The 26,424-nt window shown below is 70.9% G+C and carries 25 protein-coding genes and 1 tRNA gene; 15 read left to right on the top strand and 11 right to left on the bottom strand.

Going from position 1 to position 26,424, the window contains the following annotated elements:
• The first annotated feature begins 47 nt into the window (after nucleotides 1-47).
• The gene (locus OG841_RS23940) at nucleotides 48-683 is read left to right on the top strand and encodes an ATP-binding protein (RefSeq protein WP_328639619.1); all 636 of its coding nucleotides are present in this window, start codon (nucleotides 48-50) and stop codon (nucleotides 681-683) included.
• 123 nt (nucleotides 684-806) lie between these two features.
• The gene (locus tag OG841_RS23935) at nucleotides 807-1,772 is read left to right on the top strand and encodes a DUF5926 family protein (RefSeq protein ID WP_328639620.1); all 966 of its coding nucleotides are present in this window, start codon (nucleotides 807-809) and stop codon (nucleotides 1,770-1,772) included.
• A gap of 244 nt (nucleotides 1,773-2,016) precedes the next feature.
• On the opposite strand, the gene OG841_RS23930 is transcribed toward OG841_RS23935, so the two are convergent.
• Together OG841_RS23930 and OG841_RS23925 are read right to left on the bottom strand one after the other, a co-directional pair.
• Nucleotides 2,017-2,667 (bottom strand): hypothetical protein, encoded by a 651-nt coding sequence (locus OG841_RS23930; protein WP_371566819.1) that lies wholly within the window; start codon nucleotides 2,665-2,667, stop codon nucleotides 2,017-2,019.
• Between the two features lie 56 nt (nucleotides 2,668-2,723).
• Nucleotides 2,724-3,389 (bottom strand): bifunctional DNA primase/polymerase, encoded by a 666-nt coding sequence (locus tag OG841_RS23925; RefSeq protein ID WP_326666927.1) that lies wholly within the window; start codon nucleotides 3,387-3,389, stop codon nucleotides 2,724-2,726.
• 452 nt (nucleotides 3,390-3,841) lie between these two features.
• Between OG841_RS23925 and OG841_RS23920 the strand changes: the two genes are divergently transcribed.
• The 4 genes from OG841_RS23920 to OG841_RS23905 all read left to right on the top strand — a co-directional run bounded on the left by OG841_RS23920 (nucleotide 3,842) and on the right by OG841_RS23905 (nucleotide 9,571).
• The gene (locus tag OG841_RS23920; protein WP_328639622.1) at nucleotides 3,842-5,353 is read left to right on the top strand and encodes a PP2C family protein-serine/threonine phosphatase; all 1,512 of its coding nucleotides are present in this window, start codon (nucleotides 3,842-3,844) and stop codon (nucleotides 5,351-5,353) included.
• An 82-nt stretch (nucleotides 5,354-5,435) separates the two neighbouring features.
• Nucleotides 5,436-6,902, top strand: a complete 1,467-nt coding sequence (locus OG841_RS23915; RefSeq protein WP_328639623.1) for an aminopeptidase P family protein — start codon at nucleotides 5,436-5,438, stop codon at nucleotides 6,900-6,902.
• A 49-nt stretch (nucleotides 6,903-6,951) separates the two neighbouring features.
• A complete protein-coding gene (gene pdxR, locus OG841_RS23910; protein ID WP_371566818.1) occupies nucleotides 6,952-8,301 on the top strand; it encodes a MocR-like pyridoxine biosynthesis transcription factor PdxR in 1,350 nt (449 codons plus the stop codon).
• 43 nt (nucleotides 8,302-8,344) lie between these two features.
• Entirely contained in the window at nucleotides 8,345-9,571 is a 1,227-nt protein-coding gene (locus tag OG841_RS23905) for an MFS transporter (protein ID WP_371566817.1), read from the top strand.
• Here the strand turns inward: OG841_RS23905 and OG841_RS23900 are convergent.
• From OG841_RS23900 to OG841_RS23890, 3 genes are all read right to left on the bottom strand, one after another.
• On the bottom strand, nucleotides 9,568-10,410 hold the full coding sequence (locus OG841_RS23900; protein ID WP_328639626.1) for a triphosphoribosyl-dephospho-CoA synthase: 843 nt from the start codon (nucleotides 10,408-10,410) through the stop codon (nucleotides 9,568-9,570). The genes OG841_RS23905 and OG841_RS23900 overlap by 4 nt on opposite strands.
• Before the next feature lie 9 nt (nucleotides 10,411-10,419).
• Nucleotides 10,420-11,358, bottom strand: coding sequence for an intradiol ring-cleavage dioxygenase (locus tag OG841_RS23895; RefSeq protein ID WP_371566816.1), 939 nt, complete (start codon nucleotides 11,356-11,358; stop codon nucleotides 10,420-10,422).
• Between the two features lie 88 nt (nucleotides 11,359-11,446).
• On the bottom strand, nucleotides 11,447-11,887 hold the full coding sequence (locus tag OG841_RS23890; RefSeq protein ID WP_328639628.1) for an ATP-binding protein: 441 nt from the start codon (nucleotides 11,885-11,887) through the stop codon (nucleotides 11,447-11,449).
• A 230-nt stretch (nucleotides 11,888-12,117) separates the two neighbouring features.
• On the opposite strand from OG841_RS23890, the gene OG841_RS23885 reads away from it, so the two are divergent.
• The 9 genes from OG841_RS23885 to OG841_RS23845 all read left to right on the top strand — a co-directional run bounded on the left by OG841_RS23885 (nucleotide 12,118) and on the right by OG841_RS23845 (nucleotide 21,939).
• The gene (locus tag OG841_RS23885) at nucleotides 12,118-12,948 is read left to right on the top strand and encodes a hypothetical protein (protein WP_328639629.1); all 831 of its coding nucleotides are present in this window, start codon (nucleotides 12,118-12,120) and stop codon (nucleotides 12,946-12,948) included.
• Nucleotides 12,949-13,097: 149 nt separating this feature from the next.
• Nucleotides 13,098-13,835, top strand: a complete 738-nt coding sequence (locus tag OG841_RS23880) for a YcnI family protein (protein WP_371566815.1) — start codon at nucleotides 13,098-13,100, stop codon at nucleotides 13,833-13,835.
• Between the two features lie 77 nt (nucleotides 13,836-13,912).
• Nucleotides 13,913-14,569, top strand: a complete 657-nt coding sequence (locus OG841_RS23875) for an SCO family protein (protein ID WP_365116379.1) — start codon at nucleotides 13,913-13,915, stop codon at nucleotides 14,567-14,569.
• On the top strand, nucleotides 14,566-15,018 hold the full coding sequence (locus OG841_RS23870) for a copper chaperone PCu(A)C (RefSeq protein ID WP_328639632.1): 453 nt from the start codon (nucleotides 14,566-14,568) through the stop codon (nucleotides 15,016-15,018). The genes OG841_RS23875 and OG841_RS23870 overlap by 4 nt, the downstream gene beginning before the upstream one ends.
• A 13-nt stretch (nucleotides 15,019-15,031) precedes the next feature.
• The gene (locus OG841_RS23865; protein ID WP_371566814.1) at nucleotides 15,032-16,963 is read left to right on the top strand and encodes a copper resistance CopC/CopD family protein; all 1,932 of its coding nucleotides are present in this window, start codon (nucleotides 15,032-15,034) and stop codon (nucleotides 16,961-16,963) included.
• An 8-nt stretch (nucleotides 16,964-16,971) separates the two neighbouring features.
• The gene (gene efeB / locus OG841_RS23860; RefSeq protein WP_328639634.1) at nucleotides 16,972-18,273 is read left to right on the top strand and encodes an iron uptake transporter deferrochelatase/peroxidase subunit; all 1,302 of its coding nucleotides are present in this window, start codon (nucleotides 16,972-16,974) and stop codon (nucleotides 18,271-18,273) included.
• 124 nt (nucleotides 18,274-18,397) lie between these two features.
• Nucleotides 18,398-19,330 (top strand): prephenate dehydratase, encoded by a 933-nt coding sequence (pheA, locus tag OG841_RS23855; RefSeq protein ID WP_328639635.1) that lies wholly within the window; start codon nucleotides 18,398-18,400, stop codon nucleotides 19,328-19,330.
• A gap of 531 nt (nucleotides 19,331-19,861) precedes the next feature.
• Nucleotides 19,862-21,139, top strand: a complete 1,278-nt coding sequence (gene serS, locus OG841_RS23850) for a serine--tRNA ligase (protein ID WP_328639636.1) — start codon at nucleotides 19,862-19,864, stop codon at nucleotides 21,137-21,139.
• The gene (locus OG841_RS23845; protein WP_371566812.1) at nucleotides 21,136-21,939 is read left to right on the top strand and encodes an HAD family hydrolase; all 804 of its coding nucleotides are present in this window, start codon (nucleotides 21,136-21,138) and stop codon (nucleotides 21,937-21,939) included. The genes serS and OG841_RS23845 overlap by 4 nt, the downstream gene beginning before the upstream one ends.
• Nucleotides 21,940-22,141: 202 nt before the next feature.
• Here the strand turns inward: OG841_RS23845 and OG841_RS23840 are convergent.
• The 6 genes from OG841_RS23840 to OG841_RS23815 form a co-directional block, all read right to left on the bottom strand.
• Nucleotides 22,142-22,229 (bottom strand) — tRNA-Ser (locus tag OG841_RS23840).
• Between the two features lie 267 nt (nucleotides 22,230-22,496).
• The gene (locus tag OG841_RS23835; RefSeq protein WP_069759589.1) at nucleotides 22,497-22,694 is read right to left on the bottom strand and encodes an SGM_3592 family protein; all 198 of its coding nucleotides are present in this window, start codon (nucleotides 22,692-22,694) and stop codon (nucleotides 22,497-22,499) included.
• A gap of 107 nt (nucleotides 22,695-22,801) precedes the next feature.
• Nucleotides 22,802-23,521 (bottom strand): ABC transporter permease, encoded by a 720-nt coding sequence (locus OG841_RS23830; RefSeq protein WP_328639638.1) that lies wholly within the window; start codon nucleotides 23,519-23,521, stop codon nucleotides 22,802-22,804.
• Nucleotides 23,522-23,532: 11 nt separating this feature from the next.
• Entirely contained in the window at nucleotides 23,533-24,444 is a 912-nt protein-coding gene (locus OG841_RS23825) for an ABC transporter ATP-binding protein (RefSeq protein WP_328639639.1), read from the bottom strand.
• Nucleotides 24,441-25,349 carry an ABC transporter permease gene (locus tag OG841_RS23820; protein ID WP_328639640.1) on the bottom strand — a complete coding sequence of 303 codons (909 nt, stop codon included), beginning with the start codon at nucleotides 25,347-25,349 and terminating at the stop codon, nucleotides 24,441-24,443. Before OG841_RS23820 ends, OG841_RS23825 begins: the two co-directional genes overlap by 4 nt.
• Entirely contained in the window at nucleotides 25,339-26,304 is a 966-nt protein-coding gene (locus tag OG841_RS23815; protein ID WP_306986622.1) for an ABC transporter ATP-binding protein, read from the bottom strand. Before OG841_RS23815 ends, OG841_RS23820 begins: the two co-directional genes overlap by 11 nt.
• Between the last annotated feature and the right edge of the window lie 120 nt (nucleotides 26,305-26,424).

Genomic DNA, 26,424 nt, shown 5'->3' with positions numbered 1-26,424 from the left:
TCACAGGGTGTGCCCCGGCGCGTTCGGTGCGTGTTCGATCGTGACGAATGCGTCGGCGGAACGTGATTGGCCGGTTTCCGGTACAGGCCAATGGGGCATCCACACCGTGGCGTGGGGCGAAGGAGGTCTCGGGGGTGGCGTTGGTGGTGGCACAGGAGGTGCCCACGTCGTCGAGCATGGCCATACCCCATGGCCCTGCGGGCGTGGGGGAAGCGAGACACCATATGCGCGTGCAGCTGCGCAGGGGTGGCGTGACGGAATCGGTCATCGACGACGCCGTACTGATTCTTTCCGAGCTCTTGAGCAACGCGTGCAAACACGGTCGGCCGCTGGGCGACGCCCTGGCCGGGGACGGTGACGTCCGCGCCGCCTGGCGGGTGGACACGGGCGGCAGGCTCACGGTCGAGGTGACGGACGGCGGCGGGCCCACCCGCCCGGCTCCGGCCACACCCTCGGTCACCGCGCACGGTGGCCGCGGGCTGAACATCATCACCGCGCTGGCCGACGACTGGGGCGTCAGGGACGACGCCCGGGGCGAGGTCACGGTCTGGGTGATCGTCCATTCGGACGTTCACGATCCGGACGCCGGGTGCCGCCGGGACGACTTCGCCACGCGTGTCGTGGCCCCATCGGTGGCGATACCCGACCTGGACTTCTCGGACGCGTTCGACGATCTCGACTGAGGCGACCCGGACCGAGCATCCGTGAAGGACACCCGGCGGTTGTCCACAGGCTCCCGTCGGCCAAGTCGCAAGCGGCTAGGCTCGCGCCCGTACGAGACGAGCCGTAACCGGGAGACAGCCACGATGGCCAAGAAGCGACCCCAGACGAAGGCCAAGAGCCCGCAGCTCACGGATGGGGAGGTCCCGGTCGTCGGCGCCCGCGAACCCTGCCCGTGCGGAAGCGGCCGCCGCTACAAGGCCTGCCACGGCAGGGCCGCCGCACAGGCCGCGACGGAGCTGGTGCACCGCCCGTTCGAGGGCCTCGCGGGCGAGGGCGACTGGGTGGCCCTGCGCGAGCTGGTCCCCGCCGCCACGGTCGAGCTGACCCTCAAGAGCGGCCTCCCCGAAGGTGTCCCGTCGGTCACGCTGGCCACAGTGCTGCCGATGGCCTGGCCCGCCCTGCGCCGCGACGACGGCTCGGTGCTGCTGGGCCTGCAGAACGACACCGCGTCGGGCGACATCAGCCGCGACCTCGCCGACACCCTCCAGCGCGCGCTCACCGCGGCTCCGGGCACCCCGGTGGAAGGCCGACGCGCTCCCGCCGACGGCCCGAGGCTGCAGGATCTGCTCGATCCCGAAGGCGCGTTCGAGCCAGTTGTGCACGAGGGCTTCGAGTTCTGGGTGCCGGACGCGGAGAACGCCACACCCGAGGTGACCGCCTCGCTGGAGCGGGCCAACGCCGCAGCCATCCCGACCGTCCGGCTGACCGGTGTCGACGCCGCCTACTGGTGCGAGACGCCGGACAAGAACCACCTGCGCTGGGTCATGCCGCACCCCGAGGAGCAACTTCTGGACGCGCTCGCGCGACTGCACGCGGCCGGGAAGTCGAGCCTCGGCGAGGGCACCCGGCTTGTCGGTTCCTTCCGTGCCCACGGCCTCACCGTGCCGGTCTGGGACCTGCCGAGCGGGGTCACCGCGGAGGATGTCGAGAAGCCGGCCGCCGAGTTCGCCGAGCGGCTCGCAGGCGCCCTGGCCACGGACGCACCGCTGACCGCCGACGAGCGCCGCGCCCGTGGCGGCCTCACCAACCGCCAGGTCACGCTGAGTTGACGGATGAGGTGCTGCTGACCGGCCGGTCAGCAGCACCTCATCTTCACGGAACCACCGGATCCGCTCACAACTCCCCCCAGGAGAAGGCGAATCGGTGTCCGAATTAGCCACGAAGCGTCACGGTCGAATTTGCGAACGGCCGATCTCTTGTTACGGTTCCCATAGCCCGGTTGCTGGTGCATCCCCCGTCGCCAGCAACCGGGTCTTTCTGTGTCCGGGCAGCTTTACGGAACGCCGCCGCGCGTCAACTGCCCATAGTTTCCCCGGAGTTGCTCCCGGCCCGCAGCAGCAGTGGTCCGCTGCCCCGCCGGGCGGCGAACTCCGCGACCGCCGTGTAGTCGGCCGGCGCCCCCTGGACGCGATCCCGGGGTGTCTCACAGCTGTCCGGCTCGTCCCCGGCGCCGACCGGGCAGTGCATCTGCACGGTGCGCCCGCCGGGTCCCATGAAGCTGAGCACGGCGTCCAGCACCGCGCCGGTCGCATTGCGGTAGTAGGTGCGCGCCCAGATCTCCTCGCCCTGCGTGAGCACACAGGTCTGCGCCTCGATGCCGTCGGGGGAGATCAGTTCGGGACCGCAGCGCGCGGCGGTGGCCAGACCCAGGCCGAGCAGCAGCGGGGAGCGGCTGGCGTCGGCGAGCGGCGCCTTGTGGTCATCGGCGGCGGAAGGCCGTACGGCAGAAGGCTCTGCGGAAGCCCGTGCGGCGGAACGCCGTACAGAGGAAGGCTCCGCGGAAGGACGCACGAGATCGCGTACGACCCTATGGCCTCCGTCGCCCACCTGTCCCGCTGAGGCCACGGCCAGCGGCAGCGCGACCGCGCACGCCACGACGCCCGACAGGGCAAGCAGACGAACCCATCGGGGGTCTGGGGGTCGTCCCCCGGAATGACGCAGCATGAAGCGGACGATAACGACCTGGCGCGGGCGCCCGGCCCCGCCCGCGCCCGACACCCCTACAACTCGGGTGCGCTCACACCCGTACGGGTGAGGGCCTCGACCACGGCGTCCACCACGGCCTCGACGTCGGGGACCCACGGAGAGGCCGAGCCGGGGAGCGGAGCCCGCTCCCAGGTGATGTCGCCGTGACCGGTCTCGGACGGGGGCAGGGCGAGGTAGCCGCCTTCGCCGTGGAAGCGGAGGGAGCCGGGGACATGGTCCTGGGCGTACAGCAGTTCGCCCAGCTGCTCCAGGGAGTACGGCTTGACGAGGATCGCCCAGCGGGTCGGCGAGGCGATCACCGGGCCGAGGCGCATGCCCTGGGCGTCGAGCGCTGCCAGGGCGCGGGCGGCCGGGAGGGCCGGCAGGCTGACCGCGCAGGGAGCCTTGCCGCCGGTGGCCAGGATGATCGGCGCGGCCGGGCGGTTGGTCCACCACCAGCGCACCATACGGTCGTCGGTGGTGGCCGCGAGCAGGCCCGGGTCGAAGGGGTGGGCGCCGGGGACCGTGCACTCCGGGTCGGGGCATCCGCAGCGGGCCCGGCCCTCCGGGTCCGGTGCCACGCCCGGGAGTACGGGCCACTGCCATTCCTTCGCGAAGGTCAGGGCCGCGCCGAGCAATTCAGGCCTTCCGTCGCTGCGCTGGGACAGGAGCCTGCGTCGCCTTCCGAGGATCTCGCGCATGAGCGCTCGTTCCTTTCCGTTGCACCGCTGGCAACACCGAGGACCACATCACACCATGTGTCGATCACTTCACTGTGCGTACCTGTTGGCGCATCACACCCTTGTCCGAGACAAGGGGAACCCCATACTGCGTCTATCAAAAGCCTGGGCGTGGCGGGGGGTGGCGAAGTCTGGCGTTTTGCCGTCCCGCGTATTTCTCTCCGCCTCCGCCACGGGAGGATGGGGCTCGGTCGTCGGTGGCTAAGACGCCCGGGTCGGTCACCAGGTTCCGGGTGGCTGCCCATCACCCCTGGTCCTTACCGAGTACGTACCCATCACGACCGCTGTGACGCTCTGTGGAGCAAGGCCAGTCGACCTCAATACACCGTAACCCGAGGCAGTTTTTAGCCAACTTTGCCCTCCGACCCACTCTCCACCAGTTACCCACGGACACCAGGAATCCCGGCAGGACAATGCTGGACATCCCCTTACGAGTGCGTGTAGATGTGGAGACACTGCTAGCGGCGCAGAATGACATGGGGGTTTGCGATGCTTTTGAGCAATACGCACCGGTCGGAAAGCCGGACGCCATGAACGCCCCTCACCCTCCGAAAGTGGCTGGAATCGATTCAACGGTTCCCGCACCCGCACACACTGTCGCGCCCGCGCCAGCCGCCCCGGCCACCCCTTCGGTCTCCCCGCCGAACGCACCCGGCGCCCTGCTCCAGGACCGGCTCGCCGGCTGGGTCTCCGACCTCACGACCCTCCACGAACTCACCGAACGCCTCGTCCGCACGGATGCCCTGTCCGACGCTCTCCAGGAACTCCTGCGCGCCGGCGCCGCCCTCGTGGGAGCCCGGCGCGGTCTGGTCGTCCTCGAACCGGACGACGGCCTCGGCCCCGACACCACCATCGGCCTCGGACTCGCCCGCGCCGACCTCGGGCACATCGAGACCGTCCCGCGCAGCTCCATGTCGTACGGAAAGATCCTCGACGGACTGCCGGGCGGCGACGGCGAGATCGCCCAGCCCGACCTGCTCGCCGAGGACGGCCTCGACCCGCGCCACCGCGAGGTGGCCGCCCGCCTCGGTTACGCCGCCAGCTACGCGCTTCCCCTGTCCACCGCAGGCGCCGGCCGCCTCGGTGCCGCCGTGTGGCTCTACGACGAGCCCGCCGAACCGTCCGAGCGCCGGCGCCACCTCGTCGGTCTGTACACCCGCCATGCCACCGAGCACCTGGCCCGGCTCCTCGAAGTCGAGCGCACGCGCGCGTGCATGGCGACGCTGGCGGAGGAGCTGCTGCCGTCCCGGCTCCCCCGCGTCGCCGGTGTGCGGCTCGCCGCCCGGCACCGCACCGGTCCGCGCGGCGGCGGCGACTGGTACGACGCGCTGCCGCTGCCCGACGCGGCGCTGGGCCTCGCGGTCGGTTCGGTGACCGGCAGCGGCGCGAGCGCGATCGCCGCGATGGGACGCCTCAGAGCCTCCCTGCGGGCGTACGCCGTCATGGAGGGCGAGGACCCGGTCGCGGTCCTGTCCGACCTGGAGCTGCTGCTCAGGCTGACCGAGCCGGCCCGCTCCGCCACCGCCCTGTTCGCCTACTGCGAGCCCGCGCTGCGCAAGATCACGCTGGCCGGTGCCGGGCACTGCCCGCCGCTGCTGATCGGCGAGCGGCGCACCGACTTCGTGGAGACCACCGTCTCCGCGCCGCTCGGCATGCTCGCCTGCTGGGAGGCGCCGAGCGTGGAGCTGTTCGCCGAGCCGGGAGAGACGGTTCTGCTGTACACCGACGGGCTGCTGCACCGCACCGGCGACGCCACCGACCGGGCCTTCGCGCGTCTGCACGCGGCGGCGGCCGGGGTGCCGAGGGCGTTGCGCGGCGACCCCGGTGCCGTCGCCGACCACGTGCTGCGGACCGTGCTGCCGGACGGACAGGACGAGGCGGACTCCGAGGAGGACGTCGTCCTACTCGCGGCTCACTTCGAGTAGCAGGTGGTAACGGGTCTTTCGGCCCTGGGCCCCCTTCCGTACGACCGTACGATGGAGGGGGTCCAGTGCCGTATCTAGGAGGATGACCGTGGCCGACGAACTCACCCCGGAGACCCCGGAAGAGTCGGAAGAGCCGATCAAGAAGCGGAAGAACGGCCTGTACCCGGGCGTCTCCGACGAGCTGGCCGAGAGCATGAAGTCCGGCTGGGCCGACACGGAGCTGCACGACCTGGAGCCGATCGCGCAGGCCGCCGAGACGGCGGCCCGCCGTGCGGCGCTCTCCGCGCGGTTCCCTGGCGAGCGGCTGGTGATTCCGTCCGGCAACCTGAAGACGCGCTCGAACGACACGGAGTATCCGTTCCGGGCCTCCGTCGAGTACGCCTACCTCACCGGCAACCAGACCGAGGACGGCGTGCTCGTCCTGGAGCCGGCCGCGTCCGGCGGTCACACCGCCACGCTCTACCTCCTGCCGCGCTCCGACCGCGAGAACGGTGAGTTCTGGCTCTCCGGCCAGGGCGAGCTGTGGGTCGGGCGGCGGCACTCGCTCACCGAGTCCGAGAAGCTGTACGGCATCCCCGTCTCCGACGTCCGCGAGCTGGTGGACGCGCTGCGCGAGGCGACCGGCCCGGTGCGGGTCGTCCGCGGGTACGACGCCGGCATCGAGGCCGCGCTGACCGACAAGGTCACCGCGGAGCGGGACGAGGAGTTGCGGGTCTTCCTGTCCGAGGCGCGGCTCGTCAAGGACGCGTTCGAGATCGGCGAGCTGCAGAAGGCGGTCGACTCGACGGTCCGCGGCTTCGAGGACGTGGTGAAGGTGCTCGACAAGGCCGAGGCCACCTCCGAGCGGTACATCGAGGGCACGTTCTTCCTCCGCGCACGTGTCGAGGGCAACGACGTCGGCTACGGCACGATCGCCGCGGCCGGGCCGCACGCGTGCACGCTGCACTGGGTGCGCAACGACGGGGCCGTGCGGTCGGGTGAGCTGCTGCTGCTCGACGCCGGTGTCGAGACGCACACGTACTACACCGCCGACGTGACGCGGACCCTGCCGATCAACGGCCGCTTCAGCGAGATCCAGAAGAAGATCTACGACGCCGTGTACGACGCCCAGGAGGCCGGGATCGCGGCCGTGCAGCCGGGCTCCAAGTACCGGGACTTCCATGACGCGTCCCAGCGGGTGCTGGCCGCGCGGCTCGTGGAGTGGGGGCTGGTCGAGGGGCCTGTGGAGCGGGTGCTGGAGCTGGGGCTCCAGCGGCGGTGGACGCTGCACGGGACCGGGCACATGCTGGGCATGGACGTCCACGACTGCGCCGCCGCGCGGGTGGAGTCGTATGTCGACGGGGTTCTCGAGGCCGGCATGGTGCTGACCGTCGAGCCCGGCCTGTACTTCCAGGCCGATGATCTGACCGTGCCCGAGGAGTACCGGGGTATCGGGGTGCGGATCGAGGACGACATCCTGGTGACCGAGGAGGGGAACCGGAATCTGTCGTCGGGGCTGCCTCGGCAGTCCGACGAGGTCGAGGCGTGGATGGCCCGGCTCAAGGGTTGAGTCTCGGCTGCGCGTGGATCGTGGCCGGTCACGATCCCGGGTGGGTTCTGTGGACCTCCATCTAGAAGCCGGCTCTGTCGAAGGGCGTCGCGTCGGGCTCGAACGGGCCCTGCGCGACGCCGTTCGGGACGGGAGGCTCGCTCCTGGGGCCCGGTTGCCCGCCACTCGGCGGCTCGCCGAGGAGCTGGGGGTTTCCCGGGGGACCGTGAAGGCGGCCTACGACCAGTTGATCGCCGAGGGTTATCTGACCGCTCGGCAGGGATCGGGGACGGTCGTCGCTCCCCTGCCCGCCGCTGAAGCCGAACCGCCGGAAAGCGGTCCACGCGCGCGTGCGCCGCTGTTCGATCTGCGGCCCGGGAGTCCGGACGTCGGCGCCTTTCCCGCCGCCGCCTGGCTCAGGGCCCTACGGCGGGCCGTCGCCACCGCGCCCGTCTCCGCGTACGACTACGGCGATCCCCTGGGGCGCGTCGAACTGCGGACCGCCCTGGCGGAGTATCTCGGGCGGGCCCGCGGGGTCGTCGCCTCTCCCGAGCGGATCGTCGTCACCTCCGGGGCCGTGCAGGGGCTCGCGCTGCTCACCCGGGTTCTGGAGGGCGGGGTCATCGCCATGGAGGACCCCGGGCTGCCCTTCCACCGGGATGTCGTACGGCGTGGTGGGGGACGGGTGGTGCCGGTGCGGGTCGATGAACTGGGGGCCTGCCCGGAGGACTTGGGGGCCGCCGACGCCGTCGTCGTCACTCCCGCCCATCAGTACCCGACCGGCGTGACGCTGCACCCCTCACGGCGACGGGCGCTCACCGACTGGGCACGCGCGCGTGGGGCGTTGATCGTCGAGGACGACTACGACGGGGAGTTCCGGTACGACCGGCAGCCCGTCGGGGCTCTGCAGGGGATGGCACCCGGGCAGGTCGTCTACCTGGGGACGGCGTCCAAGACGCTCGGGCCCGCGCTCAGGCTCGGGTGGATGGTGCTGCCGCCACACCTCGTCGGGCCCGTGGCCGACGCCAAGCTGCACAGCGACCACAGCACCGAGACCATCGGGCAGCTGGCGCTCGCCGAGCTCATCGGGAGCCATGCCTACGACCGTCACGTGCGCGCGTGCCGGCTCGGATACCGGCGGCGCAGGGACCGGCTGGTGGAGCGGCTGGGGCCGCGGTGGCCGGTACAGGGGATCGCTGCCGGGCTGCACGCGCTGGTCGAGGTCGGGGACGAGGCGGCGGTGCTGGCGCGGGCCGCGGCCGAGGGGCTCGCGGTGGGGTCTCTGCGGGAGCACTGGCACGCGGCGGGATCGCGCGCGGGGCTCGTCGTGGGGTACGGGACGCCTCGGGAACGCGCCTATCCGCAGGCGTTGGAGACACTCGTCCGGGTTCTGGAATTGGGCCACTCCCAAGGGCACTGATTGGGCCTGCCGATCGGTCCACCGCGCTCCTAATGTCGTTCCCATGACGAACTCACTCGTCCCGCCCGCGGGGCCGCAACGCGTCCTGGCCCTCGCCCAGTTGAGCAACTCCGTCGGGGACGGCGCCTACTACGTGACGTCGGCGCTCTACTTCACCCACGTCGTCGGGCTCGACCCCGCGCGCGTGGGGCTCGGGCTGACCGTCGGGTGGGCGGTCGGGTCGGTGGTGGGGGTACCGCTCGGGCGGCTCGCGGACCGGCGTGGAGCGCGCGGCACGGCGGTGCTGCTGGCGCTGGCCACGGGGCTGGCGGTGGCGTCCTTCCTGGTGGTGCGCGACTTCGCGCCGTTCGTCCTGGCGGCCTGCGCCTACGCCTCCGCGCAGTCCGGGCTCGCCGCGGCCCGGCAGGCACTGCTCGCGGGGCTGGTGTCCGCCGGGGAACGGACCGGGTTGCTGGCCCACCTCCAGGCGACGCTCAACGCCGGGCTCGCGGTCGGTGCGGGGATCGGCGGGCTGGCGTTGCACGCCGGGACGCGGGCCGCGTACCTCGGGGTGTTCGCGGTGGACGCGGTGAGCTTCGTGATGTGTGCGGTGCTGCGGCTGCCGTCGGTGGCGCCTCGCGTGCCCGTGGAGAAACATCACGGCTCGGGGGTGCTGCGCGACCGGCCGTACGCCGTGATCACCCTGCTGAACACCGTCCTGCTGCTGCGGATGCCCCTGCTGAGCCTGGGGATTCCGCTGTGGATCGCCGAGCGGACCGCTGCGCCGACCTATCTGGTCTCCGCGCTGTTCGTGCTCAACACCGGGGCCGTGATGGTGTTCCAGGTGCGGATGGCCCGCGGGGTGACCGGGCTCGCGTCGGCCACGCGCGCGGTGCGGCGGTCCGGGTGGATCATGCTGGCGGCCTGCGCCGTGTTCGCGCTGTCCGCGGGGGCTTCGCCATGGGTGGCCGTGGGGGCCCTGGTCGTCGGTGCCGTGCTGCAGGTGGTCGCCGAGATGGGGCAGTCGGCGGGGTCCTGGCAGCTCTCCTTCGATCTGGCTCCGGCCGAGCGGGTCGGCGAGTACCAGGGGTTCTTCGGAACCGGGGTGACGGTGGCCCGGACGCTCGGCCCGCTGGTGCTGACCACCCTGCTCGTGGAGTGGGGCACGCCCGGGTGGCTGCTGCTCGGCGGAGTGACCCTGATGGCGTCGTACGCGATGGGACCGGCCACCAGGAGGGCCGCCGGCCGCGCCTCGGAGCCGTGCGTGGGGCGGGCTGTGCTCGTGGACTAGCCGATGTCAGGCCGCCCTTGGAAGGCCTGCACCGGGAGTGTGTCCACGAACAGGGCCCCCGCGAGCAGGCCCGCGCTGCCTCGGGGGCTCCACGCGCGCGCGTGGAGGTCGGTGTCGAGGGCGAGCAGGGCCTCGCGGCCCGCGTCCGTCGTCGTACCGCCCGCCTCCAGGACGGCGCGTGCACCCGCCTGGACGTGGCGGAGGCCCGACGGGCCCGCCGTGTAGAGGAGTTCGGTGTCCTGGAGGGTGGACATCACGGTGAGCAGGGCGTCCAGGCGGGCCTCGGCCTCGTCGGCGCCCGCCCTGCGGGACGCGGCCAGCGCGTCCAACGCCCGCCGTACGTGCGGGAATCCGGCCCGCGCCTCGCCCCGGGCGCCCGCCGCGCCGTACTTCGCGGACACCGAGGAGCCCCGGGAGGGCCGGCGCGGGGCCCGTCTGTCGCTGTGCGCGGCGATCTTCTTGGCGGCCGTGGCCACGTCCTTGGACCGCGCCCCCGGGTCGAGGGCGGCCGCGGCGACCAGTAGACCGAGGGTCCACAGGGCACCGCGGTGGCCGCCGCCGGCCAGGCCCACCGAGTGCTCGGTGCACCGGCCGATCGCGCCCAGCTCGGCACGCAGTTGGGGACTGGGCTCGCCGGTGCGGCGGGCGGCGGCGGCCATCGCCGCGAGGCCGGGCGCGAGCGCCTTGGCCGACCAGCGCAGGGAAGAGTGGTCCGGGCTCGTGGCGCGGGCGCCGAGGTCACGCGGGTCGGGCAGGCCCGGCTTGGGAGCCAGGGCCAGCTGACCGGTCAGCGCGTTTACGGCGGCCAGTGCCAGCGCCTCGTCCTCGCGGCTGCTCATGGCCGTACCTTATGAGGACGCGGAGGCCGAGGGACTGGCACTTTCGGACGGAGCGCCGCTCGGCGGTTCGCCCGACGGGGCCCCGCTGGGAGGCGTGCCGCCACCGCCGCTGCCCGCGCCCGTGTTCTCGGCGTCCGGGCCGACGGCGAGGCTCAGGGAGCCCTTGTAGCCCCGGGACGGGTCGGCCTTGTGCACGGCCTTGAGGGTGAGCAGGCCGCTGGAGGCGCCGCCGCCGTCGTAGACCATGTCGTCGTCGAGGGCCGTGTAGCTGCCGGAGTGCCGGGAGTAGGGCTCCAGAGCGAAGATCTCCTCGGTGATCGTGTCGTCGAAGAACAGCTGGCCGGTGTAATTGACCGTGCCGCCCTCGTAGGTGCCGTCCTCCTTCTCGCCGCCGGTGTGCACCTTGACGTGGATGTGGCAGGTGCGGGGGGTGTACCAGCCCGGGAAGATCGTCTCGAACTTCACGACCCCGTTGGCGTTCGCGATCTGGTAGCCGCGCAGGTAGGTGTTGTCGTTCGCGGTCGAGCCGTCCTCGCTCTCCGCGGGCGCGGAGCCGCCGGGATTGGCGGTGGTGTAGCCGGAGTAGTAGCCCCAGGCGTCGCAGTGCCAGATCTCCACGGCCGCGCCCTTGACCGGGGTGCAGCCGTCGGTGGCGTCCACGACGGTCAGCCGCAGCGTCAGCGGGACGCCGCTCTTGCCCTCGGTGATGTCCTTTCTGACCAGGGCGCCGTCGAGGTAGTACGGACCTTCGGTGACGCTCGACATGAGCGTCATGCACGCGCCGGTGCTCGTCGCCGAGGCGGTGGCCGTCGCCTCGGCGGTGTCGGTGGTGTCGGCGAAGGCCGACTGGTACCCGGTGACGGCGAGCCCGCCGGCCGCGACCGTTCCGCCGGTCACCGCGAGGGCGCGGCGCCGCGTGATGCTGGAGTTCCTGTGGTTTCCCGTCATGACCAGGACCGTAGGAATCCTGTCCGTCAGGACCTTGAGGGGACGCTGTGCGCAGCCTGAGGATGCTGAAAAAGCTGAAGTCTCCTGTTCACACCGCCATCAGCGGCGCGTCCTTCCTCCACTTGAGGATCTTGTCGAAGCTCACCACGGCGCCCCGGCCCGGTGTGTTGCCGATCTGGACGTGGTCGGCGAGTTCGCGGATGAGACAGAGGCCGCGGCCGTTCTCCGCCTCCATGGGCGTGGGGCGGGGCCGCACGGGCGGGAAGCCCGGGCCGGAGTCGGTGACTTCGATTCGGCACTTCTCGCCGTCGAGGTAGGCGGTGACCCGGTACGCCGCCGAGGAGTCCGGCACCCCGCTCTCCCCGCCGTGCTCCACGGCGTTGGCGCAGGCCTCGCTGAGGGCGAGGGAGAGGTCGTAGGAGACGTCCGGGTCGACGCCCGCGGTCTCCATGGTGCCGAGCAGCAGGCGCCGGGCGAGCGGAACGCTCGCAGCCTCGCGCCGCAGATGGAGTGACCACCAGATGCTCATGCTCCAGCCTCCTGGCCGCGGCTCGACATACCGTTACGTATTGCCGCCCATGCCCCGCTGTAAGCACATCGTTGACGTGATGCCGCCCATACGGGGGATGCGCCGGGGGCAATGACCGGTGTATGTGGGGCAGCCCGGGTCAGAAGTGACCTTTCGGTCGTACCCCCCGTACGTCATCTTGTGGACCTGCCGTATGGCGCTCATCGGCCCAGTGCGATGATGAGCCCGCCATGACTGCCCCCCACGCGCGCTCCGGAGGGGATCTCCGGGTTCTGCGGGCCGCGGTGTTCGCCGCGGTCTGCGTCGTGCTGGCCGCGGCCGGTCACTCGATCGCCTCCTGCGCCACGGTGCCGTGGTGGACGCTCGGTGCGGGGTTCGCCGGGGCCGTTCTCGTCGTGGCACCTCTTGCCGGGCGCGAGCGCTCACTGGCGGGGATCGCGACGCTGCTGACGGTCGGACAGACCGTGCTGCATGTGCTGTTCGGGCTCGGGCAGCACGGCACGACGGCGATGTCGTCGATGTCGTCGTCCATGTCGTCGATGTCGTCCGCGCAGCCGGCGTCCGACGCCACGCTGGTCCAGCAGGCCGCACGGCTGCTGTGCGGGACCACCGCCGCGGCGATCAGCCCGGCGCAGGCGCAGAAGATCCTCACCGACGCCCGGCTCCGTCCCGGGACGGGCACCACCGCGGTGCACCACTCCGCGGACGCCATGACCGGCTCCTCCGTCTGGCCGTCCCTGCCGATGGTCCTCGGGCACGTCCTCGCGGCCGTCGCCGCCGGGTGGCTGCTGCGGCACGGGGACCTGGCGCTGCTGCGGCTGGCCGAACTGTCCACGTACTCGGCGCATTCGGTCGCGGAGGGGGCGCTCGTACGGTCTCTGCGGGGGGCTCTCGCGCTGGTGCGCGCCCTGCGTGCGGGGCTGCCGGGGGCGACCGAGGCCGGACCACGCGCCCCGCTGGCGGCGTCGCTCGCGCCGCCCCGACCGCGTACCGCGGCACTCCAGCACACGGTGATCAGGCGCGGTCCCCCGGCCGCCGCCGGACTCGTTCTCGCCGCCTGACGCGACGCGATCACCACTCCACTTCCTGAAGGACATTCCTGAGGGACATTCCCGAGGGACGTGTGGAAGGGGCCGCCGTCGCGCGGCACGCGCGTGTACCCACGCGTACCCCTCTTCACCGGAATCCCTTTCGAAGCGGAGTGCTCTTCATGAAGGCTTCTCGTCTCGCCGCCACCGGTGCCGTCGCCGCCACCGCCGTCATCGTCTTGTCCTCACCCGCCTTCGCACACGTCAGCGTGCAGGCCGAGGGCACCGCCGCCAAGGGCGGTTACGCGGTCGTGGACTTCAAGGTCCCCAACGAGCGCGACAACGCCTCCACCACCAAGCTCGAGGTCAACTTCCCGACCGACCACCCGCTGGCCTCGGTCATGCCGGAGCCGATGCCCGGCTGGAAGATCGACGTCACCAAGTCCAAGCTCGCCAAGCCGCTCGAACTGCACGGCGAGCAGATCACCGAGGCCGTCTCCAAGGTCACCTGGACCGCCGCCACCAAGGACAGCGGCATCCCGACCGGCTACTTCGAGAAGTTCCCCGTCTCGATCGGCGCCCTGCCCGAGAACGCCGACGAACTGGTCTTCAAGGCGATCCAGACGTACTCCAACAAGGAGGTCGTGCGCTGGATCGAGGTCCAGGAGGACGGCGCGGAGGAGCCCGAGACGCCGGCTCCCGTGCTCGCCCTGTCCGCGGCCTCCGAGGACGGACACCACGGCTCGACGGCCGCCGAGGAGGCGGACGCCAAGACCGAGAACGCCGCCGCGACCACCGAGGCCGACGCCGGCGACAGCAGTGACACCACCGCCCGCGTCCTCGGCGTGGTGGGCATCGTCGTCGGCGCCCTGGGCGTGGCCTACGGGGTGCTCGCCGGCCGTCGGCGCAGCGACGCCTGACCCTGTTTCGCGGGACGCGCGCCGGGGTCGTACGGCCCCGGCGCGCACCGAAATTCTTACCTCTGGGACATTTTGATATGCGCAAGAAGACGTTCGCCGCGGCCGCGCTGATCGCCGCCGCCACCCTGACCCTCTCCGCCTGCGGCAGCGGTGACGACAGCAGCTCGCCCGTCTCCGTGGTCTCGGAGGAGGCCGGCTCCGACAAGGCCGCCACCGTCCTCGACCAGCCGTTCGAGAAGCCGGACCTGGTCCTCACCGACACCAAGGGCGAGAAGTACGACCTCCGCAAGGAGACCGCCGGCAAGCCGACGCTGATCTACTTCGGCTACACCCACTGCCCCGACATCTGCCCGCTGACGATGAACAACATCGCCGTCGCGAAGAAGCAGCTGCCCACGTCCGAGCAGGACAAGCTGACCGTCGTGTTCGTCACCACCGACCCGGCCCGCGACACCCCGGCCGAACTCGGCAAGTGGCTCAAGGGCATCGACACCGCGTTCGTGGGCCTGACCGGCGACTTCGCCACCATCCAGGCGAGCGCCCGCACCCTCGGCATCTCCATCGAGCCGTCCCACAAGGACAAGAAGACCGGCAAGACCGTCTCGGTGCACGGCACCCAGGTCGTCGCCTTCTCCCCGAAGACCGACGAGGGGTACGTCCTCTACGGCGAGGACGCCTCCGTCGACGACTACACCAAGGACCTGCCCAAGCTCATCAAGGGGCAGAACCCGTGAAGCGTTCTTCCACCGGGCTCGCCGTACTGACGGGGGCTGTCCTGCTGCTGGCCGGCTGTTCGGATGCCGACGGCTCCTCGGGAGGCCTCACCGTCTCCGGCGCCTACATCCCGCAGCCCGTCTCCGCCGACATGGCCGCCGGGTTCATGACGATCTCCAACTCCGGCTCGTCGAAGGCCGAGCTGACCTCGGTCACGAGCGACGACGGCGAGGTCACCATGCACGAGACGAACGGCGGCGCGATGGAGGAGGTCTCCCGCCTCTCCGTCCCCGCCCACGGTCAACTCGTGTTCAAAAGCGGTGCCAACCATCTGATGTTCGACAAGCTGAAGCAGGCTCCGAAGCAGGGGCAGACGGTCACCGTCGAACTGCACTTCGCCCAGTCCGACCCCGTCGTCGTGAAGATGCCGGTGAAGTCGGCGACGTACGTCCCGAAGACCGGACACTGAGGGAGGGATCACCTTGACGCAGACCATCGCCCCCCGCGTCCGGACCCTGGTACTGCTGCTCCTGGCCGCGTGCGGCCTGCTGCTGACCACGGCCGGGCCGGCCTCGGCGCACGCCGCGCTCACCGGCAGCGACCCCCAGCAGGGGGTGGTGGTCGACAAGGCGCCCGACCAGGTCTCGCTGACCTTCTCCGAGAAGGTCGCCCTGTCGAACGACTCGCTGCGGGTCCTCGACCCCAAGGGCAAGGCCGTCCAGCAGGGCAAGCCGTTCGAGGTGAGCGGCACGACGTACGGCATCAAGGTCCACAGCGGCCTGCCGGACGGCACGTACACCGTCACCTACCAGGTCGTCTCCGCCGACAGCCATCCCGTCGCCGGCGCCTACACCTTCTCCGTCGGCGCCCCCTCGACCACCTCCGTCTCCGTCTCCGGGGACACGGCGGGCGGTGGGGTCGTCGGCTGGCTGTACGGCTTCGGGCGGTACATGTCGTACGCCGGCTTCATCGTGCTGGTCGGCGGCGCCGCGTTCGTGCTCGGCTGCTGGCAGCGCGGCGCCGGAGTCAAGCCCATGCAGCGGCTCGTCGTCGGCGGCTGGCTCACGCTCACCTCGGCCACCCTGCTGCTGCTCCTGCTGCGCGGCACCTACACGGGATCCGGGAAGGTCGGGGACATCTTCGACCTGGACCTGCTCGGAAACGTGCTCCAGACCAAGGCGGGCGCGGCCCTCGTGTCCCGGCTGCTGCTGCTCGCGGCGGCGGCGCTGTTCATCTCCGTCCTCTTCGGGGCCTACGACAAGCGTGAGGACGAGGAGAAGCGGGACCTCACCTTCGGGCTCGCGGTCGGCGGGACCGTCGTCGCGGCCGGACTCGCGGCGAGCTGGGCGATGGCCGAGCACGCCTCGGTCGGGCTCCAGGCGGGCATCGCGATGCCCGTCGACGTCGTCCACCTGCTGGCCGTCGCCACCTGGCTGGGCGGGCTGACCGCGCTGCTCGTCGCGCTGTACCGCTCCGACGCGCCGATCGAGTCGGCCGCCGTACGACGGTTCTCCCAGGTCGCCTTCGGCAGCGTGGCCGCACTGGTCGCGACCGGCGTCTACCAGTCCTGGCGGCAGCTCGGCTCCTGGTCGGCGTTCACCGAGACCCGGTACGGGCAGCTGCTGCTGGTCAAGATCGGGCTGGTGGCGCTGCTGGTCGGCATCGCGTTCATCTCGCGGCGGTGGACCGCGCAGCTCGCGGACACCGCGGTGCAGCGAGGGAAACGGGTGCAGCAGAAGGAGCGGGTCGCGGCGAATGCCTCCGGATCGGGGTCGGCATCCGGGTCCGGGTCCGGGTCCGGTAAGGCCAAGGGGGCCGGCTCCAAGCGAGCCGCTCAACTCGCCCGGCAGCAGGCCGCGATGGACACCGCGCGGCAGAAGCGGACGCGGGACGCGGATCCGAACCGGTTCGGGCTGCGCCGCTCGGTGCTCGCCGAGGCCGGTGTCGCGGTCGTGCTGCTGGCGGTCACGACCGTGCTGACGCAGACCGAGCCCGGCCGTACGGAGCAGGACGCCAAGGCGTCCAAGGCGGCTTCCTCTTCTTCGTCGTCCTCCTCAGCGTCGGCCGGGTCCGGGGCGGTGACCCTGGACATGTCCTTCGACACCGGCGGCACGGACGGCAAGGGGGTCGTGACCGTCGACTTCGACCCCGCGCGCGTGGGCGGCAACGAGATGCACGTCTACGTCCAGCGGCCCAACGGCCGCGCCTTCGACATCCCCGAGGTGAAGGTCGCCCTCACCCTGGAGGCCAAGAAGATCGGGCCGCTGGCCATCACCCCGGACCGCATCGCCACGGGCCACTGGTCGGCGAGCAACGTGCAGATCCCCATGGCGGGTGACTGGAAGGTCGCCGTGACCGTACGGACCTCCGACATCGACCAGACGACCGTCTCCAAGAACGCGCAGATCGGCTGAACCGCACCATGGCTGAACAGTCCATTCCCGTCGCCGGCACCGAAGAGGGCGGCTCCGCCGAGGGGAGCACCTCCGCCGAGGGGGGCGTCCCGGTCGGCAGCGGCATCTCGCGGCGCGCCCTGCTCGGCACCGCCGGTGCCACCGGACTCGTCCTGGGCGCGGCCGGCGGAGCCGTGGGGTACGCCTCCGCGCCCGCCGCGGCGACTCCGCTGACCTCGGTGGGCAGCGACGAGGTGATGTTTCACGGGAAACATCAGCCCGGCATCACCGAAGGCCTCCAGGCCCGCGGCCATCTCGTCGCCTTCGACCTGGCGGCGGGCGCGGGCCGTAAGGAGGCCGCCGCGCTGCTGCGCCGCTGGTCAGAAACGGCTCGACGGCTGATGGCGGGGGAGGCTTCCGGGTCCGGCGACACGGATGTCGCCCGGGACGCCGGGCCCTCCTCACTGACGCTGACCATCGGCTTCGGCCACAGCTTCTTCGCCCGCACCGGGCTGGAGAAGCAGCGGCCGGTCGCCCTCGACCCCCTGCCCGACTTCTCCTCCGACCAGCTCGACAGGACCCGCAGCAACGGCGACCTGTGGGTGCAGATCGGCGCCGACGACGCCCTGGTCGCCTTCCACGCCCTGCGCGCGATCCAGAAGGACACGGGCAGCGCGGCGAAGGTCCGCTGGCAGATGAACGGCTTCAACCGGACGCCGGGGGCCACGGCCCACCCCATGACGGCCCGCAACCTCATGGGCCAGCTGGACGGCACGCGCAATCCGAAGCCGGGCGAGCCCGACTTCGACCAGCGCATCTTCGTCCCCGGATCCGGCACCCCCGCGTGGATGGCGAACGGCTCCTACGCCGTCGTACGACGGATCCGGATGCTGTTGGACGACTGGGAGCAGCTGTCCCTGGGGGCCCAGGAGGCCGTCATCGGGCGCCGGAAGGCGAACGGCGCGGCGCTGTCCGGGGGCACCGAGACGACGGCGATGGACCTGGAGAAGACGGACGCGAAGGGGGATCTGGCGGTGCCGATCAACGCGCACGCCCGCATCACCCGGCCCGACCAGAACGGGGGTGCCGCCATCCTGCGCCGCCCGTTCTCGTACCACGACGGCATCAGCACGGACGGGGTGCCGGACGCCGGGCTCCTGTTCGTCTGCTGGCAGGCCGATCCCTTGCGCGGCTTCGTCCCGATCCAGCGCAAGCTCGACCGCGGCGACGCACTCTCCCAGTACATCCGGCACGAGTCGAGCGGTCTGTTCGCGGTGCCGGGCGGGGCGGCGGAGGGGGAGTACGTGGGCCAGGGGCTGCTGGAGGGGTGAGGTTTCGGGTGGGGCGGGTCACGCGAACGGCCGAGGGCGGCCCTTGGTCACGCCGTTTCACTCAGCGGAGGGGCAGTCGTGAGACACCCGCGCCCTGTTCCACAAGGGCCATTAGGGTGAGGTCATGCCAGCGAGCTATGCCTATCTCGGCCCTGAGGGCACCTTCACCGAAGTCGCGCTGCGGACGCTTCCCGAGGCGGCGACCCGGGAGCTGATCCCCTACGTGTCGGTGCAGTCCGCGCTGGACGCGGTGCGCGTGGGTGAGGCCGAGGCCGCGTTCGTGCCGATCGAGAACTCCGTCGAGGGCGGCATCACCACCACCCTCGACGAACTGGTCGCGGGCGCCCCGTTGATGATCTACCGCGAGGTGCTGCTGTCGATCACCTTCGCGCTGCTGGTCAGGCCGGGCACGAAGCTCACCGACATCAAGACGGTCTCGGCGCACCCTGCCGCCCAGCCTCAGGTGCGCAACTGGCTGAAGACGCACCTTCCGGACGCCCATTGGGAGTCGGCCGCCTCGAACGCGGACGCCGCCCGGCTGGTCCAGGAGGGCCAGTACGACGCGGCCTTCGCCGGCGAGTTCGCGGCCGCCCGGTACGGCCTTCAGGCGCTGGAGACCGGGATCCACGACGCCGAGAACGCGCAGACGCGGTTCGTGCTGGTCGGCCGCCCGGCCCGGCCCGCCGCACCGACCGGCGCCGACAAGACCTCTGTCGTGCTGTGGCAGCGCGACGACCACCCCGGCGGGCTGCGTGACCTGCTGGGCGAGTTCGCCACCCGCGGTATCAACCTGATGCTGCTGCAGTCCCGGCCCACGGGTGCGGGCATCGGCAACTACTGCTTCTGCATCGACGCCGAGGGCCACATCACCGACCGCCGGGTGGCGGAGGCGCTGATGGGGCTGAAGCGGATCTGCCGCGAGGTGCGTTTCCTCGGTTCGTACCCGCGTGCGGACAAGGGACCGGCGGACCTGCGGGCGCCGCTGACCGGCACCTCGGACGAGGCGTTCATGGCGGCCTCGGACTGGGTGGCCCGCTGCCAGGACGGGCGCTTCTGACCTGTCTTACCTGCAGATTTTAGTTATCCACAGAAGTTATCCACAGGCATGCATCTCGACCTGGGGACAAGTCGACACCAAAGCGCGGCCCTGTCGACAAATCGGCCTACAGACCCCTCCGGCGTTCACGGGCGCGCACATCACCCTTCGTCCATTCTTTTCCCTTGGATAACCCTTTGGAGTGACCGCTTTCCACTCGAAAGTAGGGGTACACGGGGGTTTGCGATGGGAATCCTCGGCGTGACCCTCAAGTTTCGGAGTGATCAATTCCGAAATCCACAGATCTCCCGCACACCCTGTGGATAACTTCTCGGAGGGTGTGGATTTCTGTGGACAACCGCGCGCCAAGTCCCGCTCCCCGCAGGGGAGTCGAGTCAACCCCACACCTCGCGCATGCTTCGTCCCGGGGATCCGAGGTGCTTTTCATTGACACTCACCGCAATTCACCCATAACAGAACGTAAGCCATCATTCGGCACGGCCGGGAATAGTGAGTCGTGTGCCGTATCCCCGCACCGGTAGCCTTGACCGCGTGATTGACCTTCGCCTGCTCCGTGAGGACCCCGACCGAGTGCGTGCCTCCCAGCGCGCCCGTGGAGAGGACGTCGCCCTCGTCGACGCCCTCCTGTCTGCCGACGAGCGGCGCAGGTCGTCCGGCGTCCGCTTCGACGAGCTGCGTTCCGAGCAGAAGTCGCTCGGCAAGCTCATCCCCAAGGCCACTCCGGAGGAGCGCGCCGAGCTCCTGAAGAGGGCGGAGCAGCTCAAGGCGGACGTCAAGGAAGCCGAGGCCGCGCAGAACGACGCCGACGAGGAGACCAAGCGCCTCGCCTCGCAGCTCGGCAACCTCGTCCACCCCGACGTCCCCGTGGGCGGCGAGGAGGACTTCGTCGTCCTGGAGACGCACGGCACCATTCGCGACTTCGGCGCCGAGGGCTTCGAGCCCAAGGACCACCTGGAGCTCGGCGAGGCGCTGGGCGCCATCGACGTCGAGCGCGGCGCCAAGGTGTCCGGCTCCCGCTTCTACTACCTGACGGGCGTCGGCGCCCTGCTCGAGCTCGCCCTCGTCAACGCGGCGATCGCGCAGGCCACCGAGGCGGGCTTCACCCCGATGCTCACCCCCGCGCTGGTCCGCCCGCGCGCCATGGAGGGCACCGGGTTCCTCGGCCAGGCCGCGGAGAACGTCTACCACCTGGAGAAGGACGACTACTACCTGGTCGGCACCTCCGAGGTCCCGCTCGCCGCGTACCACATGGACGAGATCCTCGACGCCGACAAGCTGCCGCTGCGCTACGCCGGCTTCTCGCCGTGCTTCCGCCGCGAGGCCGGCACCTACGGCAAGGACACCCGGGGCATCTTCCGCGTGCACCAGTTCGACAAGGTCGAGATGTTCTCGTACGTCGCCCCCGAGGACGCGGAGAACGAGCACAAGCGGCTCCTGGACTGGGAGAAGCAGTGGCTGACCGGCCTGGAGCTGCCGTTCCAGGTCATCGACGTGGCCTCGGGCGACCTCGGCGCCTCGGCGTCCCGCAAGTACGACTGCGAGGCGTGGATCCCGACCCAGGGCAAGTACCGCGAGCTGACCTCGGCCTCCAACTGCGACGGCTTCCAGGCGCGCCGCCTGTCCGTCCGCATGCGCGACGGCAAGAAGGTCCAGCCGCTGGCCACGCTCAACGGCACGCTGTGCGCCGTCCCGCGCACCATCGTGGCGATCCTGGAGAACCACCAGCTGGCCGACGGCTCGGTGCGGGTGCCCGAGGTGCTGCGTCCGTACCTGGGCGGCCGGGAGCTGCTGGAACCGGTCGCCAAGTGAGCAGTGGCTTTCCGTACCGGCTGATCGCGACCGACCTAGACGGAACGCTCCTGCGCTCCGACGAGTCGGTCTCACAGCGCACCCGTGACGCGCTCGCCGCGGCCACCGCGGCGGGCGCCGCCCACATCGTCGTGACCGGGCGCGGCGTCCCGTGGACCCGGCACATCCTTGACGACCTCGGCTACGACGGTCTCGCGGTCTGCGGCCAGGGCGCGCAGGTGTACCACGCAGGTGAGCACCGTCTGCTGACGTCGGTGACGCTGGACCGGCAGCTGGCGGGCGTGGCCCTCGCGAAGATCGAGGCGGAGGTCGGCCCGCTGTATCTGGCGGCCAGCCGGGACGGCCTCGACGGCGACGTGATGGTCGGGCCGGGGTACGCGGTGACGGGCGCCCTGCCGTCGACGCCGTTCACGGACGCGTCGGATCTGTGGGCCGCCCCGCTGAACAAGATCTACATCCAGCATCCGAAGCTGTCGGACGACGAGCTGGCCGAGGCGGCCCATCGGGCCGCGGGCGGCTTCGTCACGGTCGCCATGTCGGGCGAGGGCATCGTCGAACTGCTCCCGCTGGGCCTGTCCAAGGCCACGGGCCTGTCGTTGGCCGCTCGCCGCCTGGGAGTGAAGGCCGCGGACACGATCGCCTTCGGCGACATGCCCAACGACCTCCCGATGTTCGCCTGGGCGTCGTACGGCGTGGCGATGGCGGACGCCCACGAGGAGCTGAAGGCGGTCGCCGACGAGGTGACGTCCTCCAACGAGGAGGACGGGATCGCGATGGTGCTGGAGCGGTTGCTCGGCTGACGGCTACGCGCCGTCCGGCTGGACCGGGAGCTCGTCGACGGGCTCGGCAGCGCGTGCACCGGCCCCACGGCCGCTTCGCCGCCCGGGCCGAGCTGGTCGACGATCACGCTGCAACCGGCCGACCCACCGCCGCACTCTTCGCCGGCCCTTCTTGACGTACTCCGGCCGCGAACCCTGGCCACGGCCCAGTGACAACGTCTTGCGGAGGATGCACGAATCGAACGTGCGCGGGCTTTCCAGGCCCGACCACGGCTTAGCAAGCCGGTGCCTTACCGCTCGGCCAATCCTCCGGGTGGGCGGCCTCACGCGAGAGCGACATCGCGTGCTCGAAGCGGCCGCCCCGGGCAGTTCCTGCGGGTGGACTCCACGGTGGCGTAACTACACCGGAGTCCTCCGCCGGCTGCCCTGGCGGGAACCGGACGTACTGTCGTGCATGGACATCGCCCGGCTCCTCCCCAGAACGTGGCGCCGGACCGTCGTCCGGCGGTGTGGACATCAACCACTCTGCCTGGACGACGAGTTGGGCGCCACCGATTAAATGGGCCGTGCGTTCGAACCTACCGGCGCCGCCAGCGCCGACGGCGCTTGCTGAAGAACCACCCCGCGGGCGGCTCGTCGGAGCGCCAGGGCTGGGGTTCGGGCTCCTCGTCACGCCAGCGCGCCGCCAGCATCCGGGCGCGGGCAGACGGCTCGGTCGTCCCCGCGGACTGTATGAAGTCCTCGTCCAGGACGAGGTCGTCCCAGTCGTCTGCCATGCCCGTTCCCTTCGACTCGCAGCCGAACGTTCCCCTTTGTCCAGTCTGCCCGGACAAAGATGAAGTCCCTGTCAGTAAGCGGGACATCAGTGGTACGTCGGGGGCGCCTACTCCTCGCCCGCCAGCGTCAGCGACCGCAGCTTCTGTCCCGCGTACCAGGTGGCGAGGACGGTCACCACGACCAGCAGCACCGTGGCAGTCGGCAGGCCGACGTCCGAGGTGACCAGGTCCCCGCCCGCGACCTTGTGGGCGACGGCCAGCGACCACTGCTGGACGCTCAGGGTCCTCGCCCCGGCGACCAGGGAGCCGAACAGGGCCTCCCAGACCAGCGCGTAGACGAGCCCGAAGACCACCGCGTGCCGGGACACGGTGCCGAGCAGCAGGAAGAGCGCCGCGTAGGCGATCGAGGAGACCAGCGCGGCCACCGTGTAGGCGACGGCGATCTGCTGACCGTTGCCGTTGAGGATGAACCCCGCGATCAGCGTCGGCAGCGCCGAGAACACCATCGTCACGGCGATCGCCACGATCAGCTTGGTGAAGATGATGGTCGGCCGCTTGAGCGGCTTGGACAGCAGGTACACCACGGAGCCGTCGTCGATCTCCGGGCCGATCGCGCCGGTGCCCGCGATGACGCCGATGATCGGCACCATGGTGGCGAGCGCGAGCCCGCCCAGCAGGTCGGAGGCGGTCTGGTCGTCGGCGCCGACCAGGGCGCGCACGATCGCGGAGATCACGATCAGCAGCAGGGGCAGGGCGCCCAGGATGAGGGCCCGGCGGCGGCCGAGGAGGGCCCGGTAGGTGAGTCGGGCGACTGTGGGGTCGTACATCTTTGGGCCTCCTACGCCGCGACGAGATACGAGAAGACGGACTCGAGGGACTCGTCGGAGGGCGAGACCGTGAGCAGCCGGATGCCGTGGTCGCGCGCGACCCTGGGCAACAGCGCGGTGAATCGGCCGAAGTCGACGGCCTGGATGCGCAACGCGCCCTCCGCCAGGTCGACTTCGATGCCTGACGTCGACGGGTCGGCGATCAGCGCGGCCGCGAGGGCGCGGTCGTCGCTGGAACGCACCAGGTAGCGGTGCGGACGGTCGGTCATCAGGCGGCGGATCTTGCGGAAGTCGCCACTGGCCGCGTGCCGGCCCGCGACGACGACCTCGATGTGCCAGGCGAGCTGCTCGACCTCTTCGAGGATGTGCGAGGAGAACAGCACGGTGCGGCCCTCGTCGCCCATGCGCCGCAGCAGGTCCATGAGCTGCATGCGCTGACGGGGGTCCATGCCGTTGAAGGGCTCGTCGAGCAGGAGCAGCGACGGGTCGTGGACGAGCGCGCTCGCCATCTTCACGCGCTGGCGCATGCCCTTGGAGTACGTCGAGATCTTGCGGTCCTGCGCGTACTCCATCTCGACCGTGGCCAGCGCCTTCTGCGCGGCCTTGGCGCCCAGGCCGTGCAACTCGGCGTTGGCGACGACGAATTCGCGGCCGGTGAGGAAGTCGTACATCGCCTCGCGCTCGGGGACGATGCCGATGTGCTTGTAGATCGCCTCGTTGCGCCACACCTGCCGGCCGTCGAGGGTGACGGTGCCGGTGGAGGGGGCGAGGAAGCCACCCATCATGTTGATGAGGGTGGACTTCCCGGCGCCGTTGGGGCCGAGGAGGCCGGTGACGCCGGGGCCGATCGTCATGGTGATGTCGTTGACGGCGACCACGTTGCCGAACCAGCGGGAGACATGGTCGATCTGGAGCGTGGTCACAGTCCCACCTTCTTGTAGCGGCGCATCAGGAGGCCGTAACTGCCGGCGATCAGGCCGAGGACGGCCAGGACGTAGACCACGCCCTCGCCGTTCGAGGGGCCGACCGCTCCCGGGAACGCCGAGCTCGCGCCGAGGAACGCGGACTGCAGTCCGTCGATGAGCGTGACCGGCGAGAACAGGCCGATCCACGGGACGGCACTGGAGCTGCCCTGGGCGTCGGCGATCGCCTGGACGGTGGAGACCGCGCCGTAGGAGATGGTCAGCACGGCGATCACCGCCGCGATGCCGAAGCCGCGGCGAGGAGTGACCGCCGCGATGACCAGGCCGATACCGGCGAAGAGCAGTGAGAGCAGCGCCACGGAGACGAGTCCCTGCCCGAACCCCTTGGTCTGGTCGGAGAAGTCCAGCTTGGCCAGCAGCGCGCCCACATAGAGCACGATCAGCGGGGCGGCGGTCAGGATGAACATCGCCGAGGCCAGCGCCGCGTACTTCGCGCGCACATAGTCCGCGGTCTCGATGGGCCGCGAGAAGTAGAGCGGCACGGTCTTGAAGCGCAGGTCGCGCGAGACGGACTGAGGGGCCTGCGAGGCGACGTACAGGCTGATGACGGCTTGCATGATGATCGCGTAGCGCGTGTAGTCGACGGGCAGGTCGTTCGCCTTCGTGGCCACCGCGACCGCCACCATGATGGCCGCGGGCACGCACATCACGACGAAGAGCAGCATCGGCAGCACCTTGGACTTCACCGAGCGGCCGAGGCCGTACGCGCCGCGCAGGGACTGCGAGTAGAGCGAGCGGGTGGCGTAGGAACGGCCCAGGCGAGGGCCGTCGTAGGTGCGGTAGCCGATGTTGTGGATGCGGGTCTGGTCGCCCGAGGGGGCGGTGACCGGGTTCTCAACTGCCATGGCCGACGGCCTCCTTCCGCTGCTCGTCCTCGTTCGTGAAGACTTCCGAGATGTGGTGCCTGCGCTGCTCCATGCGCACCAGGCCGAGACCGAGGTCGGCGACGACGTCCCGGACGAGGTCGTAGGTCTCCTCGCCCTGCGCGGTCAGCAGCAGGATGTGGCCGGCGCCCGGCAGACCGCTCTGGGAGTCGAGGGCCTCCACCCCGCGCGCGTGGAGCGCCTCGCGCACCGCGCGGGTGCCGTCCGGGTGCTCGTCGCTGTCGGTGACCTCGACCGCGAGGGTCGTCGTGGTCTGGGTGAAGTCGGTGGTGGAGCTGGAGCGCAGGAGCTTGCCGCCGTCGATGACGACGACGTGGTCGCAGGTGCGCTCCAGTTCGCCCAGGAGGTGCGAGGTCACCAGGACCGAGATGCCGAAGTCGGTGTAGATACGGCGGATCAGGCCCAGCATGTCGTCGCGGCCGACCGGGTCGAGGCCGTTGGTCGGCTCGTCGAGGAAGACCAGCTGCGGGTCGTGCACCAGGGCCTGCGCGAGCTTCACGCGCTGCTTCATGCCGGTGGAGTAACCGCCGATGGGGCGGTAGCGCTCCTCGTACAGGCCGACATGGCGCAGCGTGTCCGCGGTGCGCTCGCGCGCGGCGGTGGGCGGCAGACCGGACATGCGGGCCATGTGCACGACGAACTCGGTGGCCGAGACGTCCGGCGGCAGGCAGTCGTGTTCCGGCATGTAGCCGACACGCTCGCGGATGGCGGCGCCCTTGGTCGCGACGTCGAGCCCGAGCACTTCGGCACGGCCCTCGGAGGCGGGGGACAGACCCAGCAGGATCTTGATCATGGTGGACTTGCCGGCTCCGTTGGCTCCGACGAGTCCGGTCACACCGGGTCCGACGTCCAAGGAGAGCCGGTCAAGAGCGGTCACCCGGGGGAACCGCTTGCTCAGGCTTTCGGTCGCGATCACAGTCACGTCGTCGACAGTAGTGACGCGGACCACTCAGGTCGTCACCCCGCAGAGCTGCATCGGCATCAGACTCCAGACGTACGGGCACCTAGGGGTCACCCTGAAGTAGAACAACGCGGC

The organism is Streptomyces canus, from assembly GCF_041435015.1.
In the GTDB taxonomy this organism is placed as follows: Bacteria; Actinomycetota; Actinomycetes; order Streptomycetales; family Streptomycetaceae; genus Streptomyces; species Streptomyces canus_G.
Note: the sequence above shows the minus strand (reverse complement) of the source record. Positions and strands in the feature narration are given on the sequence as shown.